The organism is Streptomyces sp. NBC_01198 (assembly GCF_036010485.1).
Taxonomy (GTDB): Bacteria; Actinomycetota; Actinomycetes; order Streptomycetales; family Streptomycetaceae; genus Actinacidiphila.
On record NZ_CP108568.1, the window covers coordinates 4969958 to 4987859 of the forward strand.

At 73.7% G+C, this 17902-nt stretch carries 13 protein-coding genes; 7 read left to right on the forward strand and 6 right to left on the reverse strand.

Features of this window, described 5'->3' with window-relative positions; all coding sequences use genetic code 11:
• The first annotated feature begins 186 nt into the window (after window positions 1-186).
• Entirely contained in the window at window positions 187-561 is a 375-nt protein-coding gene (locus OG702_RS22250; RefSeq protein ID WP_442814502.1) for an STAS domain-containing protein, read from the forward strand.
• 365 nt (window positions 562-926) lie between these two features.
• Entirely contained in the window at window positions 927-1334 is a 408-nt protein-coding gene (locus tag OG702_RS22255) for an ATP-binding protein (protein ID WP_327290674.1), read from the forward strand.
• A 50-nt stretch (window positions 1335-1384) separates the two neighbouring features.
• Here the strand turns inward: OG702_RS22255 and OG702_RS22260 are convergent, their stop codons facing one another.
• The gene (locus tag OG702_RS22260) at window positions 1385-2500 is read right to left on the reverse strand and encodes a GlxA family transcriptional regulator (RefSeq protein WP_327290675.1); all 1116 of its coding nucleotides are present in this window, start codon (window positions 2498-2500) and stop codon (window positions 1385-1387) included.
• A gap of 70 nt (window positions 2501-2570) precedes the next feature.
• On the opposite strand from OG702_RS22260, the gene OG702_RS22265 reads away from it, so the two are divergent.
• Complete coding sequence (locus OG702_RS22265; protein WP_442814503.1) at window positions 2571-3896, forward strand: MFS transporter; 1326 nt, start codon at window positions 2571-2573, stop codon at window positions 3894-3896.
• Between the two features lie 78 nt (window positions 3897-3974).
• Here the strand turns inward: OG702_RS22265 and OG702_RS22270 are convergent, their stop codons facing one another.
• Entirely contained in the window at window positions 3975-5144 is a 1170-nt protein-coding gene (locus OG702_RS22270) for a flavin-containing monooxygenase (protein ID WP_327290677.1), read from the reverse strand.
• A gap of 709 nt (window positions 5145-5853) precedes the next feature.
• Window positions 5854-6501, reverse strand: a complete 648-nt coding sequence (locus OG702_RS22275; protein ID WP_327290678.1) for a TetR/AcrR family transcriptional regulator — start codon at window positions 6499-6501, stop codon at window positions 5854-5856.
• A 306-nt stretch (window positions 6502-6807) separates the two neighbouring features.
• On the opposite strand from OG702_RS22275, the gene OG702_RS22280 reads away from it, so the two are divergent.
• Window positions 6808-7584 carry a VOC family protein gene (locus OG702_RS22280; RefSeq protein WP_327290679.1) on the forward strand — a complete coding sequence of 259 codons (777 nt, stop codon included), beginning with the start codon at window positions 6808-6810 and terminating at the stop codon, window positions 7582-7584.
• Window positions 7585-7841: 257 nt separating this feature from the next.
• Window positions 7842-10220 carry a serine/threonine-protein kinase gene (locus tag OG702_RS22285; RefSeq protein ID WP_327293323.1) on the forward strand — a complete coding sequence of 793 codons (2379 nt, stop codon included), beginning with the start codon at window positions 7842-7844 and terminating at the stop codon, window positions 10218-10220.
• A 615-nt stretch (window positions 10221-10835) separates the two neighbouring features.
• On the opposite strand, the gene OG702_RS22290 is transcribed toward OG702_RS22285, so the two are convergent.
• Entirely contained in the window at window positions 10836-10997 is a 162-nt protein-coding gene (locus tag OG702_RS22290; RefSeq protein ID WP_327290680.1) for a hypothetical protein, read from the reverse strand.
• A 165-nt stretch (window positions 10998-11162) separates the two neighbouring features.
• Window positions 11163-14111, reverse strand: coding sequence for an AfsR/SARP family transcriptional regulator (locus OG702_RS22295; RefSeq protein ID WP_327290681.1), 2949 nt, complete (start codon window positions 14109-14111; stop codon window positions 11163-11165).
• A gap of 646 nt (window positions 14112-14757) precedes the next feature.
• On the opposite strand from OG702_RS22295, the gene OG702_RS22300 reads away from it, so the two are divergent.
• Together OG702_RS22300 and OG702_RS22305 are read left to right on the forward strand one after the other, a co-directional pair.
• The gene (locus tag OG702_RS22300) at window positions 14758-15537 is read left to right on the forward strand and encodes an AMP-binding protein (RefSeq protein ID WP_327290682.1); all 780 of its coding nucleotides are present in this window, start codon (window positions 14758-14760) and stop codon (window positions 15535-15537) included.
• Between the two features lie 131 nt (window positions 15538-15668).
• Complete coding sequence (locus tag OG702_RS22305) at window positions 15669-16211, forward strand: GNAT family N-acetyltransferase (protein ID WP_327290683.1); 543 nt, start codon at window positions 15669-15671, stop codon at window positions 16209-16211.
• Window positions 16212-16273: 62 nt separating this feature from the next.
• On the opposite strand, the gene OG702_RS22310 is transcribed toward OG702_RS22305, so the two are convergent.
• On the reverse strand, window positions 16274-17818 hold the full coding sequence (locus OG702_RS22310) for a CehA/McbA family metallohydrolase (protein ID WP_327290684.1): 1545 nt from the start codon (window positions 17816-17818) through the stop codon (window positions 16274-16276).
• Between the last annotated feature and the right edge of the window lie 84 nt (window positions 17819-17902).

A 17902-nucleotide genomic window follows, 5' to 3' on the forward strand; every position in this document is an offset into this window, starting at 1 on the left:
CATCCGACCGTACCCGTCGTCCGCCACGGCATGCGTCCCTTTGCACCAACCTGGCCCCTCATGTGAGCGGTTCTGGCGGTCTGTTATCCGGGTGTGACCGGAAGATTGCAGAGTTACGGCTGTGAACGGGCATAGGGTCGAGGTGATGACGAAGCTGAACCCGACAGCGAGGCGAGGTGCGGTCCCGTGCTGGTGACCCGGGCCGAGCAAGACGGCTGGGCGGTGGTGACGGTCGCGGGCGAGATGGACCTCATCTCGTCGCCCGCGGTACGGCAGAAGGTCCACGACGCGGTCGCCGAGGGGCGGCGCAGCGTGGTGCTCGACCTGGCCGATGTGCGCTTCTGCGACTCCAGCGGGGTGGGCGTGCTGATCGGTGCCCGGCGGCTGATGCGGTCCTGCGCCGGACGGCTGCGGATCGTGCTGCCCGAGGAGGGGGCGACGGGCGTCGAAGGCGCGCACGTCAACCGGGTGCTCGCCGCGCTCGGAGTACGCCGGCTGTTCGAGGTCTTCCCCGACCTTGCCGCGGCCACCGACGACGCCGCCCAGCCGTTGAGCGCCTGACCGGCTGCGGCGACCTGCCGGCGCGGTCCGATTACGGAGCGTCCGCACGGTGTTGTGTCCGATGCGTGACTTGTTACGCGGTGGAGTCGGGGCCTGCCTCGGGTACGCTCCATCGGGTGCGCGTACGTTCAAGGTCGCTAGGAAGTACCGCCCGGTTCACCCGGGGGGTGTGCAGGCCTGGGCGTTTCGCACCGCGCCTGATGCGCCGCACAGTATGCAGCACCCGTGGTCCATTGCGCTGGAATATGACGGAAGCGCTTGTCGGGGTGACTGTCGGTCAATCATGCTGTGTGAGGTCGGGATCACGCACGGTGATCCCGGGCAGGCGTGAGGCCTCGTGTCCGCCGGTTCGGATGGTGTGAGCAGTGCAGATGCTGCAGGTGCAACTGGAGGTCGGCGTGGATCCCGCGGAAGTGGGACGTGCGCGCCGCTGGGCCAGGTCCCGGCTGGTCGGATCCGGGATAGGGGCCGACGAGCCGGTCGCCGAGACGCTGATCCTGCTCATCTCGGAACTGGTCACCAACGCGGTGGTGCACACCGGCTGCCCCGCGGTGCTGCGGATGCTCTTCCCCGCCGCCCCGGCCGCCCCGGTACGCGTCGAGGTCGCCGACACCAGCGAGACCCCGCCCGCGCCCCGGCACGCCCGCCGCGACGACACCGGCGGACGCGGACTCGAACTGGTCGACGGGCTCGCCGACCGCTGGGGCTGGCAGCCCGAGGGCGCCGGCAAGCAGATCTGGTGCGAGGTCGACCGCGCGGCCGCGCTGAGCTGACCGACCTGTCCCGTGCGGTCCTGATCGGATCGGATCGCACGGGACCGCGCTCAGGCCGGTCCGGACAGCTGGAAGGTGCGCCGGTAGGCGGTCGGTGACACCCCGAGGGTGACCTGGAGGTGCTGGCGCATCGAGGCACCGGTGCCGAAACCGGCCCTCCTGGCGATCAGGTCCACGCTCAGATCGGTCGACTCCAGCAGCTGCCTGGCCAGTTCGACCCGCTGCTGGGTCAGCCAGCGGCCCGCGCTCATCCCCACCTCCTCCCGGAAACGCCGGGTGAAGGTGCGCACGCTCATCGACTCCCGCTCGGCCAGCTGCCGCAGCGTGAGCGGCTGGTCGAGCCGGTCCAGCGCCCACGCCCGGGCCCGCTCCGTGCTGGCCAGCTGCGGCTCGGGCAGCGGCCGGCGGATGTACTGCGCCTGCCCGCCCTCGCGGTGCGGCGGCACCAGGGTCCGGCGGGAGACCGAGTTCGCCACCGCCGTACCGCAGTCCCGGCGCACGATGTGCAGGCACAGGTCGATGCCCGCGGCCACCCCGGCCGAGGTCAGCAGGTCCCCGTCGTCCACGTAGAGCACATCCGGGTCGACCCGCACCTTCGGGAAGAGCCGCTGGAAGTGATCGGCGCTGGTCCAGTGCGTGGTCGCCGGGCGGCCGTCAAGCAGCCCCGCGGCGGCCAGCAGATACGAGCCGGTGCAGATCGACACCACCCGCGTCCCGGGCCGGATCGCCGCGAAGGCAGCCTTGAGCGGTGCGGTGAGCACCCCCTCGCTGTGGACCGACCCGAGCTCATGGGAGGCGGGCACGACGACGGTGTCGGCCTGCGCCAGCGCCTCCAGGCCGTGCCGCACCACGATCGGGAAGTCGGCGTCCGTGCGCACCATCCCCGGCTCGATGCTGCACGTCGCGATCTCGTACAGCGGCGCACCGTCCTCGGTGGCCCGGGCGGAACCGAAGATCCGCAGCGGGATCCCCAGTTCGAACGGGATCACCCCGTCCAGCGCGAAGACCGCGACGTGGTGCCGCTCGGGGTGCAGGAAGACCCCGGCCGACGGCTGTGCGGGCTCCGGCCCGGGCGGCCGCGAGCGCGGCGAGGGCCCTGGCACGGGCGAGGGCGGCGCGGCCGGCGGCGGTGACAACGGGGGCAGTGGCAGCGGCGGGAGGGCCATGGCCCGATTCTTGCATATCATGGCCATCGGGCCACTCGCCGCCCGCAACCGGCCACCGGACACTGATCGGGTGACGCAGACATCTCACGTTCCCGCGCCCGCCATCGGCGGTGTTCCCGCGACGCCCGGCCGCCGACCGCGCCTGCACCGCGCCTGGGTCGTCGCCGCCGTCACCTTCGTGACGCTGATCGGCTCTGCTGCATTCGCCTCCCTCCCTGGTCTGCTGATCGACCCGCTGCACTCCGAATTCGGCTGGTCGCGCGGCATGATCGGCCTGGCCGTGTCGATCAACCTCGCGCTGTACGGGATCACCGCCCCCTTCGCCGCAGCGCTGATGGACCGCTTCGGCATCCGACGGGTGGTCCTCTGCGCCCTGTTGACGATCGCGCTCGGCGCGGCGCTGACCGTCTCCATGACGCAGGTGTGGCAACTCATCCTGTGCTGGGGCGTCCTGGTCGGCCTCGGCAGCGGGTCCATGGCCCTCGCCTTCGCCGCCACCGTCACCAACCGGTGGTTCGTCGCCCGCCGCGGCCTGGTCACCGGCGTCCTCACCGCGGCGGGCGCGGCAGGGCAGTTGGTGTTCCTGCCGCTGCTGTCCTGGATCACCGAGAACCACGGCTGGCGTCCGGCCGCCGCGATCGTGGCCGCCGCCGCGGTCGCCGTGGTCCCCTTCGTCTGGTTCCTGCTGCGCGACCACCCCGCCGACGTGGGCGTGGCCCCCTACGGCGCCACGGAGTTCGTCCCCAAGCCGCCGCCCGCCCGCGGCGCCGCGACCCGAGCGCTGCGGGCGCTCCGCGAAGCGTCGCGCACCGGAACCTTCTGGCTGCTCGCGGGCTCCTTCGCGATCTGCGGGGCCTCCACCAACGGCCTCGTCAAAACGCACTTCGTGCCCGCTGCCCACGACCACGGCATGCCCGTGACGGCCGCCGCCTCACTGCTCGCCGTCATCGGCGTCTTCGACATCGCGGGCACGGTGGCCTCCGGTTGGTTCACCGACCGCATGTCGCCGCGCCGGCTGCTGGCCGTCTACTACGGCCTGCGCGGACTCTCCCTCATGTTCCTCCCCATGCTGCTTGCCGACAGCGTCCACCCGCCGATGGTGCTGTTCATCGTCTTCTACGGACTCGACTGGGTGGCCACGGTGCCGCCGACAGTGACCCTGTGCCGCGAGCACTACGGCGAGGACAGCGCGATCGTCTTCGGGTGGGTGCTGGCAGCCCACCAGATCGGTGCCGCGCTCGTCGCCTTTCTCGGCGGTGTGGCCCGTGATGCCTTCGGTTCGTACGACGTCGTCTGGTACACCTCCGGTGCCTTGTGCGCGGTCGCCGCGCTGATGTCCCTGGTGATCCGCCGGCGGCCGGTCGCCGCGCCTCCCGCGATGGCCGTCATGGTGTGAACGCAACCCCGGCCGCCCCCGGTTCCGCATTCGCCGACGATCACTCGCACGAGTGATCGAGCCGGGTGTCGCCGCAGGTCAGCGGTGGATACGGGCTGCCGCCCTGGCGATCCGGCCGGCGTCGATCGCCATCTCCCTGAACATCCCGCTGATCGGGTTGGTGAACCCGGTGAAGAACAGCCCCGGCGCGCCGGGCGGCGTGCGCGGCCCGTGCCCCACGGGCCGCCCCCGGCCGTCAAGCACTCCGAGATGGCCGACCAGACCCTCCAGGCCGCGCCGGTAGCCGGTCGCGGCGATCACGACCTCGGGGCCGATCTGCGAGCCGTCCGCCAGATGCACCTGACCGTCCTCGAACCGCTCGACGGCCGCGACGGGTTCGACGCGCCGGGAGCGCACCGCGTCGATCAGCCCGACGTCCTGCACCGGGATCGCCCCGTCGAGCACCCGCGCGTACAGACCGCTCTCCGGGCGGGGCAGGCCGTACGCGGACAGGTCGGGCACGCTCATCCGCTCGATGTACGGCGCCATCCGGTCCACCATCCGCGGCGGCAGCCGGCGTACCAGGATGCCGCTCGCCTGCGCGGGCCAGCCCGCCGTCGACCGGCGCATGATGTGCGGCGGGGTGCGCACCGCGAGCCGTACCCGGCCCGCACCGCCCTCGACCAGGTCGACGGCGATCTCGGCGCCCGTGTTGCCGGCTCCGACGACCAGCACGTCCCGGCCCGCGTAAGGGGCGGCATTGCGGTAGGCGGACGCGTGCAGCAGCTCGCCGGGGAAGGTGTCACGGCCCGGCCAGTCGGGGATGTGCGGCGCATGGTTGTGCCCGGTGGCCACGACGACGACAGGCGAGCCGAGCACCCGGCCGCCGGTGGCGGGCAGTTCCCAGCCCGCGTCGCCGCGCTCGACCCGGTCCACGGTGATGCCTGTGGTGATGTCGAGGCTGTGGTGTTCGGCGTACTGCTCCAGGTAGCGCACGACGTCGTCCCGCCCGACCCAGCGGCCGTACGCGCGGGGTATCCGCAGCCCCGGCAGGGCGGAGAGCCTGCGGGTGGTGTGCAGGTGCAACCGGTCGTAGTGGCCGCGCCAGGACGCGCCGAGCTGTTCAGCGCGCTCCAGGACCAGCGGGCGCACGCCGTGCTGCCGCAGCGCCGCCGCCGCGGCCAGGCCGCCCGGGCCCGCCCCGATCACGATCGCGTCCGGCGTCGCGGCCGGGCCCGCTGCCGCGGGAAGTGAGGTGGCGTCGGACATGCGGAACTCCCGTGGTGTGGCGGCGTAGTGGGTGCGGTCGAGAGCGTAGCCGCTGGAGCTGAGGCCGCCGCCAGGATGGGGAGGGCACGTCAGGTACGCGGGGCGAGGCGCGAGAACGCGGATCGCCTTCGGGGAAGAAGGGCAGACGCGCTCGGGGGAGCCGTCGCCGGTGAGGTCGCCGGCCAGGCCGGTCACCGCACCGCGACGGGCGGGGATGCCGCGGTCGGGCAACCGCAGTCGCCGGGGGGCTCGTTGGCGGGACGGTGGACGGGGGAGCCCGAGCCGTCCTCGATGCGCTGCCCGCGCGAAGCCGAAGCCTAAGCCGGGGAGGGTGTCGCCGTCCGGCGCGGGACGTCGCGAACCGCGCCGGCGGCCCGCGTCCCGCGCGGCTGCCGGGAGGGTGCCGTGGACGGGATGCCCTTGGCGCGGGTGTGAGGCGGCCGCGCGGCTCGACGCAGGCAGACCGCACGGCGCGCGCGGGCTGACGGCGGCAGACCGCGCCGGTCATAGAGCCGTACGCGCGGCCGTCGTCGCCCGCAGAACCTCAGCGACGGGGCCCGGCGCCACAGGCGGGGCTGCCGTGGAGCACGCGGGGCACGCTTGGCCGCGCCGCCGCGCCGCTCGCCGCCGCACGCGCTGAGCCGACTCACGCCGGCTCCACGCAGTGGTGCGCCGCCGCACCCGGGCACCGCGGGGCGCGCGGCCCCGCTTACTTCGGCGGCTTCTTGCCGGTCACGCCGAGGTGCACGAGCAGGGCCAGATTCGGCTTGAGGTCGGCCTGCTTGACGCCCGTGCCGGTGAAGCCCTTCTGGTGGGCGGCGACGCCGGACAGCATCGTCACCAGAGAGCCGGCGACGGCGGGTGCGCTGACGTCCTTGTCGACGCGGCCCTTGCCCTGCAGCTCCTTGATGGACTCGGTGAGCGAGCCCGTCACGGGGGTGAGGATCTTGGTGCGGATTCTGGAGAAACGTTTATCCCCCTCCGAGGCGCCAAGATCGATGACGCGAAGGATCGCGTCGTTCTTCCGCCAGAAGGAGAGGAAGCCGTCGACGAGTTCGTCGGCCGCCTGCGCGCCGGACTTGCCGACCCAGGAGCGGCCCGCGACCAGTCCGGTCAGGCTCGCCCCCTCCTTCGCCATCTCGTCGGCGAGCTCCAGGACGGCGCCCTCGACGTCGGGGAAGTACTGGTAGAAGGTGGCGGGCGAGGTGCCGGCCATCCGTGCGACGTCGATCACCTTGACGTCCCGGTACGGCGACGTGCTGAGCATCTCGCTCAGGCAGTCGAGCAGCTTCTGCCGCGTCGCCTGCCCTCGGCGACCCGCGACACGTCCGTCGACGGTGCGAACTTGTCCTGTCATGCCGTCAGTTTACCGGCGGGTGATCCCCGCGCGATTTGGCCGCGTGCAAATGGGGAGGGGGAGTCTGGTGGTACGGAAGTCGCAGGTCAATGGGGGTTTTCCGGGGCTAACCGGAACCTGTTTTCCAGCTGCCATGCTGGTTGATATGCACCTTTTGCGTACTTTCGTGGTGTGCGGGGACCGGGTCGCGCAAGAATTGACCATACGTTCGAATTAGGCCCCGGGGCTGTGGGGAAGATCACTGGTGACGGTGGCGTAACGGCTGTCGATCAGGCAGCGGCCACGCGCGAGAAGGGGGACCGGACCATGTCCGCATTCAGTGAGGGAGTGCCCTGCTGGGCCGACGCGGCTCTGCCCGACCTTGCGGCCGGCCGGCGGTTCTACGGGGAGCTGTTCGGCTGGACCTTCGAGGATCAGGGCGAGGAGTTCGGCCACTACACGCTGGCCTTCCGCGACGGGAAGGCGGCCGCGGCCCTGATGGCCACGCCCGATCCGGCGATGCCCACCGCGTGGAGCATCTATTTCGCCTCGTCCGACGCGACCGGGGCCGCAGCGCGGATCGGTGCGGCGGGCGGGCAGGTCGTCTTCGGCCCCGACAAGGCGGGGGAGGCCGGGGTGATGGTCGGCGCGGTCGATCCCGGCGGCTCCATGTTCGGCGTGTGGCAGGCGGGCGAGCACCTGGGTTTCGAGATCATCGAGCAGTCGGGCGCCTTCTGCTGGACGGAGAATCACACCAGGGACACGGCGGCCGTCGACCCCTTCTACGAGTCGGTGTTCGGCTACCGTGCCGAGCAGATAGGCGACGGCGAGCACTTCGACTACAAGGTGTGGGCGCCGGCCGCCGACCCGGAGCGGCAGGTCGCCGGGCGGATGAAGCTGGGCGCCGGCGGGCCGGACGCGCAGCCCCCGGCCTTCCGCATCTACTTCGGGGTGGACGACTGCGACTCGGCCGCGGCGACGGTGCGCAGGCTCGGCGGCCGGGTGACCGCCGAGCCCACCGACTCGCCCTTCGGCCGGCTCGCCGCCGTCACCGACGATCAGGGCGCCGCCTTCACGGTCATCGACCCGGGCCGCACAAGGTGAGTCGCCTGGACGGAAGTTGACGGAGGCTGGACTCTTTCCGGCGCGTTGTGTCCCTGCCCGCACGACGGATGGCGGATGATAACGAGTTCGCTCCCTGGGCGTGTCGAGACGGCCCCGGGTTCGCAACCGACGCCCATCCCAGGAACAATCAGGTCCGTACTCTGGCGTGGGCGCGGGGAACGGACCGCGGAGGGCAGCGCGTACGGACGCGGAGCACGGCCGCAACAACGCGGGTACGGGGAGGTGGCAGGGCAGTGGTGGAGCAGCTGACGCAGCACGACCCGAGACGGATCGGCCCTTTCGAGGTGCTGGGACGGCTCGGCGCCGGCGGCATGGGGCTGGTCTATCTCGCCCGCTCGGCATCCGGCCGCCGGGTGGCGATCAAGACCGTACGCGCGGAGCTCGCCGAGGACCAGCTCTTCCGGGTCCGCTTCACGCGTGAGGTGGAGGCCGCCCGCGCCGTCTCCGGCTTCTACACCGCGGCCGTGGTGGACGCCGATCCGCGGGCCGCCGTGCCCTGGCTGGCCACCGCCTACGTCCCCGCGCCGTCGCTGGAGGAGATCGTCAACGAGGCGGGGCCGATGCCCGCGCAGGCGGTGCGCTGGCTCGCCGCGGGTATCGCCGAGGCGCTGCAGTCGATCCACGCCGCCGGCCTGGTGCACCGCGACATGAAACCGTCCAACGTGCTGGTGGTGGAGGACGGTCCGCGGGTCATCGACTTCGGCATCGCCTCCGGGGTGTCCAACACCCGGCTGACGATGACCAACGTCGCCGTCGGCACCCCCGCCTACATGTCGCCCGAGCAGGCACGCGACTCCCGCAGCGTGCGCGGCGCGAGCGACATCTTCTCGCTCGGCTCGACGCTGGTCTTCGCCGCGACCGGGCATTCGCCCTTCCACGGTGCGAACCCGGTGGAGACCGTGTTCATGCTGCTGCGCGAGGGCCCGGACCTCAACGGGCTGCCCGACGAGCTGCGCCCGCTGATCGAGTCCTGCATGCGGATGGAGGCGGAGAGCCGGCCCACCCCGGCCGACCTGCAGGCCCAGCTGGCCCCGCATCTGTTCTCGACCGGCAGCGACGACACCGGGACGGCGTCGGCCTGGCTGCCGCCCGGGGCGGTGGCGCTGATAGAGCAGCGCCGCAGCGGCCGGCTGCCGGCCGCCGCGGACGGCGGACGCGGTGCGCACGCCGCGGGCCGGCCGCCGCGGTCGCCGCAGGCAGACCGGGTGCTGCCACCCCGCCCCGCGCAGCCGCCGCCGATTCCGGCGCACGCGCCGGGCGGCGACGACAACCACGGCAGGCGCGGCGCGGGCGAGGCGGTGCAGCTCGCCGGGTCCGCGCCGATCGGCCCCGGGCTGCGCGTCGCGGACGCCGCCGGGCACAAGGCGGCGAACGGTCCGGCGCCCGGCACCGAATGGGTCCGTCGCAGAGCCGGCGCGCACCGGGCGGGCGACCCGGCCCCCGCCCCGGTGCCCGCGCAGGGCGCAGGAGCCGCGGTGCCGCCGGGGGAGTGGCGGCCGTGGCGGTTCCGGATGTCGAACGACGTGTGGGGCACCCCGGTGGTGGCCGGCGGCCTGCTGTACGTCACCTCCTTCGAGGTGCACGCGCTGGATGTGGCCAGCGGGCGGCGGGAGTTCAAGACCAGGGACGTCGCCTGGACGATGGCGGTGGCCGGCGGGCGCATCCACGCCTCGGACGGCCCGAGCCTGTTCGCGCTGGACGCCTCGGACGGCGCCGACCGGTGGCGTACGCAGATAGACGGCTGGGTCTACACGGTGCGGACGGACGCGGGCACCGTCGTCACCGGCACCCGCGGCGGCGGGGTCCAGTCGTGGGACGCCGGCCGCGGGATGCTGCGCTGGGAGCGGGGCGGGGCACAGACGGAGTTCGAGTCGCCGGACTCGGGCCCGACCGTCGTCGGCCGGGCCGTCTACTACCAGGGCGGCGGCCGGCTGCACGCGGTGGACGCGCTGACCGGGTCCGAGATGTGGTCGTATCCGGTCGGTGAGCCCGGCGCGGCCGGTTCGGTGCCCACCAGGCCGGTGGTCGCGGACGGCGTCGTCCACCTGACCGCGGGCACCCGGGTGCTCGCGCTCGACGCCCGCAGCGGCGCCGAGCGCTGGCATTTCGACGCCCCGGCGGTGATGTTCGCACCGCCCGCGCACGTCCAGGGCCCCGGATCCTCCGGCGGCGGCATCTACGTCGCCGACCACCTCGGCACGGTCTACGCCCTGGACCCGGCCGGCGGACGCGAGCGGTGGCGGGTCGCCACCGAGCCGCGGCAGTCCGTGGAGCCGGTCGTGGTGGCGGCCGGCGCGGTCCATCTGGGCGCGGGCAGTGCGCTCTACACGCTGGACGCGGTCAGCGGCACCCCGCGGTGGCGGTTCGCGGCACAGGGCGAGATCGTCGGGTCCCCCGCGGTCGCCGACGGCCGGGTGCACTTCGGGTCGAAGGACCACTGCCTCTACACCGTCGACGCGCAGGGCGGGCAGTTGCGCTGGCGGCTGGAGACCGGCGGCGAGATCACCGGCTCACCGGTCAGCGCGGACGGCGTCATCTACGCGTGCTCGAAGGACCGCTGCGTGTACGCGCTGGACGCGACGAAGGGCACCGGAGCCTCCTCCCGCCGCGCATGAGCCCCCGGGCCGACCGGCACACGTAAGGCCGTCGGGGAACGAAGCCCGCCGGGAGGGCCGCCGCGAGCCCGGCAGCGGGAGCCGTCGTCGCAAGCGGGTGGATACGGCGGGTGCGGGTGGAGGCGAGGGAGCCGAGCAGGGCCGCGGTTCCCGGCGTGGCGCCGGCCTCGGTGACGAGGTCGTCCAGCCGGAGGCCGGGCCCGTGGCGCCCGCCGTACCGGACACGGAAGGGCTTCCGGTCGGCGAGCACTGCTCCGATGAGCGCGAGCAGCGAGCCGGCGATGTTGCGGAGCATCGGGCGGCGCCGCCTCTTTCGCGTACTCAGCCCCCTCGGCCCCGAGGCTACGCCCGCAGCGCGGCAACCGCCACGCGGGCGGTGCCCGCGCCGCCGCTGACCCGGCCGAAGCGCGACGCCGCGGGCAGCCGGAAACGCAGGAAACGCAGGAAACCGGCCGCAGCGTCCCCTCCCAGCTGCGGCCGGTCTCCTGCGTGCGCCCGGGGCGATCGTCCGCGATCCCCTGATCCGCGGACGCTCCCCCCTCCCGGGCGGCACCCCCCGTTTCCCCCGATCCCCGTCCCCCCGGTTCCCCCCGTGGGACCTAGACCGCGGGCGTCCTACTGCTTGGTGCCCTCGGCGTGGAAGTTGTCCGGCTGCACCGTGCCGGGCTTGGTGGCCGGCGCGTCCACGGGCGACTCGGGCGTGCCCTCGGCGTGGAAGTTGTCCGGGTCGACGGTGCCGTCGCCGGCGTTCGGGACCTTCGGCTGCTGTGCGCTCATGGTGCTCTCCTGTGTGCGTGTCCGGCTTGGGGACGCTGTCGTGACGCCCGCCCGGCAGCGACCCCCGTGCACCGCCGAGCGGGCAGCTCGTGCAGTGATGGAATCGTGGCACTCACCGATAATCAACTGATAAACGGCCTCAGTTGGGTCAATGTCGGTCGTCCGTCAGACCGCGGCGGACGCGTCAGGCGCCGACGGGGACGCGTCGCCGAGGAGTCGGCGCACCTCAGCGGCCTCCGGTGAGCCCAGCGCCGAGTAGGCGGCCAGGGCGTCGTGCCAGCAGGCGTGCGCGCGCACTTCCTGCCCCATCGCGTCGAGGGCGCGGCCCAGTACGGTCAGCGCGTTCGCCGTGCGCCAGTCGCCGCCGATCTCGCGCATGATCACCAGTGCCTGCTCGACGTGCGCGGCCGACTGCCGGTAACGGCCGGCGGCGAGGTGGAGCTGGGCCAGCCGGTAGAGGGTCAGGCCCTCCCAGAACTGCTGGCGGGCGGCTCGGAAGATCTCCAGCGCCTCGGTGAGGCAGCCCAGCGCGTCGTCGTGGGAGCCGGTGGCGGTGAGGGTGATGCCCATCGAGTAGAGGCCGTTGCCCAGCCGCACCCCGGCGCCGAGCTCGCGGTAGATGGCCACCACACGCTCAGCGGCGGCGATGGCGGCGTCGCCGTCGCCCAGATCCAGTTGCGCGCGTGCCAGGTTGCTCAGTGCCGCGGCCTCGCCGTGCTTGTTGCCGTCCGCCCTGAAGGCGTCCAGGGCGCTGGTCAGGCACTCCGCGCCCTCGGCGAAGCGGAGGTCCCGCAGGGCCAGGATGCCGCGCAGGTTCGGCGCGTAGCTGCAGGCCATCGGATCCCCGGCGGCCAGCCCGAGCAGCAGCGCGCGCTTGGTCTCCTCCTCCGCCGCCTGGAACCGGCCGGAGAGCCGCAGCAGTTCCCCCAGCCACACCCGGCCGCGGCCCTCGACCAGGGTGTCGCCGCAGGCCCTGGCGGTGCCGACCAGGGCGCGGGTGGCCTGCTCGTATTGCCGCGCGTAGACACCGGACTCCATCAGGTCCTGGGCGGCGAGCAGCACGTCGACCGCGCGCCGCAGGAAGCTCGCGCAGCCGTTGTCCGCGGCTTGCTGCACGGTCGCGAGCAGCCCCTGGGCCTCGGAGAACAGCCAGTTCAGGGACTCCTCCCTGGTGCCGAAGGACAGCCCGGGATGGCTGGTCGGCGCGAGGTGGTCCATGATGCGGTCGCCGGGATTCTCCAGCGCGTACGCGGACACCGCGGAGGCCAGCGAGAAGTCCAGCAGCCGGGAGAGCGCCGCGCAGCGGTCCTCGGGGGTCTCGTCGGCCTCGGCGCGCTCGCGGGCGTAGAGCCGCAGCAGGTCGTGGAAGCGGTAGCGGGCCGGGGCGGCGGACTCGATGAGGCTGATGTCGACCAGCGCTTCGAGCAGGTCCTCGGTCTGGTAGCGGTCCAGGTCCAGCACGGCGGCCGCGGCGTCCAGCGAGATGTCCGGGCCCTCGGGCAGCGACAGCAGCCGGAAGGCGCGGGCCTGGGCCGGCGACAGGTGGCCGTAGCCCAGGGCGAACGTGGCCTTGACGGCGAGGTCGCCGGCCCGCAGCTCGTCCAGCCGCCGCCGGTGGTCGGCGAGCTTGTTGGCCAGCACCGACACCGTCCAGGTGCGGCGGGCGGCGAGGCGGGCGGCGGCGATACGGATCGCGAGCGGCAGGAAGCCGCAGGCGGCGACCACGTCCAGGGCGGCCTGCCGTTCGCTGTTGACCCGCTCCTCGCCGACGATCCGGGTGAAGAGCAGCAGCGACTCCTCGGGCGACATCACGTCGAGGTCCACCAGGTGCGCGCCCGCCAGGTCCACCATCCGCACCCGGCTGGTGACCAGGGCGGCGCAGCCCGGTGTGCCGGGCAGCAACTGCCGGATCTGGGCGGCGTCGTAGGCGTTGTCGAGCAGTGCGAGGACCCGGCGCCCGTCGAGGGTGGAGCGGTAGAGCGCGGCGCGGTCGGCCAGCGATTCGGGGATCGCGGCGTCGGGCAGGCCCAGGGCGCGCAGGAACGAGCCGAGGACCGCCTCGGGTTCGGCCGGCCGCGGCCCGGTGCCCTGCAGGTCGACGTAGAGCTGCCCGTCGGGGAAGGCCTCGCGGGCCTCGTGCGCGACCTGCACGGCGAGCGTGGTCTTGCCGACGCCGCCGATGCCCGCGACCGCGGAGACCGCCATCACGCCGCTGCCCTCAGAGGCGTAGGCCAGCTGCTCGCCGAGCTCGCGGACGAAGGCGGTGCGGCCGGTGAAGTCGGAGACGGTGGCCGGCAGTTGCGCGGGGCGCAGGATCTCCGGCGCGCCGGGCGCGGCGGCCCCCTGCGGAGGGGCGAGGGCGGTGTCCGCCTCCAGGATGCGCTGGTGCAGGTCGCTGAGCTCGGCGGAGGGGTCGATGCCCAGCTCGTCGGCCAGCAGCCGCCGGGTGTCGGCGTAGACGCCGAGGGCCTCGGCCTGCCGGCCGCTGCGGTAGAGGGCGAGCATCAGCAGGCCGCGCAGCCGCTCGCGCAGCGGGTGCTCGGCGGTGATCGCGGTCAGCTCGGAGACGGCCTCGGCGTGGGCGCCCATCTCCAGGTCGAGTTCGAGGCGCACCTCGATCAGGCCGAGGTGCCATTCGGCGAGCCGGCCCCGCTGGGTCTCGGCGAACGGCCCCGGCAGCCCGGCCAGCGGCTCGCCGTTCCACATGTCCAGCGCGCTGACCATGAGTCCGCGGGCCTGCGCAGGATCGGCCTGGCGCACCTTCTCCGCCTCGGCGGCCAGCTGCTCGACCAGGGTGGCGTCCAGCGCCTCGACGGGGATGGCGATCGCGTAGCCGCCCGAGTCGGTGACCAGGGTTTCCGAGCCGAGCGCCTTGCGCAGCCGGAAGGCATACGACCGCAGGGCGGCCAGCGCGGTGTTGGGCGGTGTCTCACCCCACAGGGCGTCCAGCAGCTCCGACGCGGTGGCCGTCCGGCCGCCGCGCAGCAGCAGTACGGCCAGCAGGGCGCGCTGCTGCGGCGCGCCGGTGGCGATCGGCTGGTCGCCGCGCCATGCGCGCACCGGCCCGAGGACCGCGAACCGCAGGCCGCCGCCCGGTTCCGTCCCGCTTCCCATTCCTGCCCCCTGAACCGCACCGAAGCCGCACCGGTCATGACAAGTGCCGGGTCGGCTCTCCGCGCGTATATCAATCATTCATCGCCGGACGGAACAGTTGTCCGCATGGCACCCGTCGGCGGAACCGTTGGTTCGGCCCCGTCCGTGTCAGTTTGCCGTGTCGGGCGGCCCCGGGTCACCCCATGCGGGTCCCTAACCGGCCCAACGGCGGAAGTTGGGCCGAATTCGATGTTCCGTCAGTGCGTGCGCGGAGGTTGTGGTGTCTGGCGATGGATCGTGCCGTGGGGCTTTGCGCGACAGGACGGGTAGCTGAGCCGCGATGTGTGCGAAATGTGCGGATCGCGTGGGAGGTTCGTATCCGACGGTGGTACGGGGTCCCCGTACGCCCGATGAGCCCGGTGCGCCGGGCGCCCACGAGGCCGGCGGCGACGGAACCGGCGGCTATGCGGCAGGGGCGTACGAGCCCCGTACCCGCCCCCGAAACACCTTGGACGGCACCGGCGCGCTCGACGGGACCGGCGCCCTGGGCGGGCAGTCCGGCTGGTGGGGACGGCCCCAGCGGGAGTCCGTACGGCCGCTCCATGCCGCCCAGCCGCCGAGTCCCGCTTATTCGGCGCACCACCCTGCGCCGCGGGAGACCGCTGCCATGAGCGGCGGAAAACACAGCAAGCCGCGCAGATCGCGGCCGGGCGGCGGTGGTGGCGGTGGCGCCCGGCCCGTCGCGGGAGACGGCGGCAGGCTGCCGGGACCGCTGCTGCGCCGGCGGGCGGAACGGCACCCGACCGTGGTGCCCGAGCTGCCCTTCGAGGGCCGGGCCGGCGCCGGAACCGGCACCGCCGGATGCAGCTTCGCCGAACTGGACCGCCGCGCCCGGGCGATCGCCGCCCGGCTCGGCACGCTGCTGAGCCCCGGCAGCCGCGTCCTGCTCGTCTACCCCGAGGGACCCGACCTGGCAGGCGCCTTCTTCGGCTGCCTCTACGCCGGCATGGCCGCGGTCCCGCTCGTGCTGGCCGGGCCCGGCGCCACCCACCCCGTGCCGCGTGCGGTGCAGCGCTGCGCCCCCGACCTCATCCTCACCGGCACCGACGGCTGGCACGCGCTCGACGTCGACCGCAACCGGACGCAGGTCGTCGAGGCGGACGGCGTCCGTGTCGGCGGCGAGCCGGTGTGGCGGCTGGCCACGCAGTGGCGCCCGGTCGGCGTCCTGCGCGGCGCCCCGGCGTACCACTGCTACCACGACGACGGCCCGGCGGGCGGACGGCTCGAAGCCGCGATGTGCCACGGCGACCTCGCCGAGGTCCTGACCGAGCTCGCCCAGGCGGTCAGGCTCGGCACGGACGAGGAGAACGTCGGCTGGATCGCGGCGGTGCACGGCCTGGCGGAGGCCGTCTGGCGGATCCTGCTCCCGGTGCGCGTGACGGGCTGACGGCGCAGGCCGCGGCTTCCGCCCCTCGGTTATCCACCCGTGGCCGGTCAGGGGCGTAATCCGTTCGCCGAGTGCTTCGGGAGTGCTGTTGACTGCGGTCCGGGGTCGGACAGACAGCACAAGGGAGCGGCATGACAGCGCAGTTCCGTACCGCGGGACCCGGCGACGCGGAGGCGGTGGCCGGGCTGCACGCGGACAGCTGGCGGCGCCACTACCGCGGGGCGTACGCCGACGCCTATCTCGACGGCGACGTCCTCGCCGACCGCCTGGCCGTCTGGTCGGGCCGCCTCGGCGCACCCGCCGGCACGTCCACGCTGCTCGCCGAGGAGGCCGACGGCGGCGCGGTCGGCTTCGTCCACGTCGTCCTGGACGACGACGCGAAGTGGGGCAGCCTGGTGGACAACCTGCACGTCACGGCGGCCCGGCAGCGTACGGGAGTGGGCCGGGCGCTGCTCGCCCTCGCCGCCCAGCAGGTCACCGCCCGGGCGGCGTCGCCCGCCCTTTACCTGTGGGTGCTCGAACAGAACGCGGCCGCCCGGGCCTTCTACCAGGCAATGGGCGCCGCCCATGTGGAGACCGCCCTCGTCGGCGCCCCGGGCGGCGACCCGGCACGGCTGCACGGCGCCCCGGCCAAGTTCCGTATGGCCTGGCCCGACGCCGGGCGTCTCGGCTGACGGCCCTTCGATGGCAGGCCGGTGGCCGCCCGCGCCCCGTCGGGGGGCGCGGGCGTCCGGTGCTACTTGCGGCCCAGCCAGATCGGGTTGGTGATCGCCGCGGCCGGGCCCGGGACGCCGGCCGGGGTGCCCGCGGGCGCCGGGTGGCGGACCTCGGCGCGGACGTAGGCGGCGAGCGAGGCCGTGGTCTGCCAGTCGACCGTGCCCGACGCGGGCAGCGGCGCCGCGAAGACCTGGCCCTCGTCGGAGACCAGCCGCAGCAGTGAGTCGGCGGCGACGCCGGAGACGGTCAGGCGCACCGTCACCTCGGCGTCGGACGCGACGGACAGCCGGTCGCCGATCCCCGCGTGCTCGCCGCGCGGACCCGAGGCGGTGAAGGCGAGCTGGACGCCGGCGTTCTCGGCGATCCAGGAGTGGCCGGCCCGGATACCCGCCTGGAGGGCGCGGCGGTTGAGGCCGTCGGCGAGCACGACGGTCTGCGGCAGGCCCACGACATCGGGGTCCCGGTGGGCGTCGGAGTTGCCCATCGCCGGGATCCAGTGGTCGTCGCCGCGGCGGACCGCGCCGGTCAGCAGGTTGTCCCAGGTCAGCAGGGACGCCTCGTCGTCGCTGGTCCAGGGACCGTTCCAGACCTCGATGGCGTCGACGTTGTCGTAGCCGAACTTCCACTGGCTGGCCAGGCTCGTGCCGTACGGGTGAGCCGGCACCACGATGCCGCCCGCCCGGCGGATCTGCCGGGCGAAGGAGTCGAAGGCGTCGTCACGCGCCCGGTAGCGCCAGTCCACGAACTCGCCGCCGTCCAGGCCGATCGCCAGGTAGTGACCGTTGCGGGTGGTCACCTCCTCGCCGGTGAGGATCAGCAGGTCGTCGCCCGCCAGCGGGCCGAGGAAGGGGTGCGCGGAGCTGGTGTTGTGGTCGCTGGAGTTGATGAAGTCCAGCTTCGCCGCCCGGGCCAGCGCGGCCAGCTGCTCCAGCGTGCGCTTGCCGTCGGAGTGCACGGTGTGCAGGTGGCAGTCACCGCGGTACCAGCCGCGGCCGCGGCCGGCGATCTGCTCCGGCGGGTAGTCCGGCTTCGGGGTGCGGCCCCGCTCGCCGGGCGTGAGGGTCACCGTCACCGAGTAGTCCAGGCCCTGCGGCGCCACCGTGTACGGCCCGAGGACGACGTACCAGGTGCCCGCGTCGACCGGCCCGGCCAGGTAGCCCGGCGTGGCCTCCTCCGCGCTGATCGCGAACTCGGTACGCGCCCCGCCCGACCAGCCGCGGAAGCCGCGCCCGCCGAGACCGGTGCCGTGCTGGTCGAAGACGCCGATGTCGCACGCGTTGCCCAGCGTCCCGGCCGGCACGGCCGGCCGGTCGTAGGTGTACGACACGGCGATCTGCCGCATCCCGCGCGGCACCTCGACCGGCAGGTAGACGAAGTCGGCGACGCCGGTGGGGAGATGGCCGGTGACAGTCCTCGTCAGGTCCTGGCCTGACGAGGAGCCGGTGCCGCCGGTGCCGCCGGCGGCCGAGGAGCCGGAGGCTGAGGCGAAGTCCACGGGGGCCAGCGTAAGCACGGTGGTGGCACTTGCCAGTGCGGACAGTTTGAGTACGTCGCGTCGGTCCATAAGGCGTACGGTCGCGTCGGCGGGTGACGCGCGGGTGACCACACCCTGTGCGACGGTGAACCGTCACCCGAACCCCAGCCACCC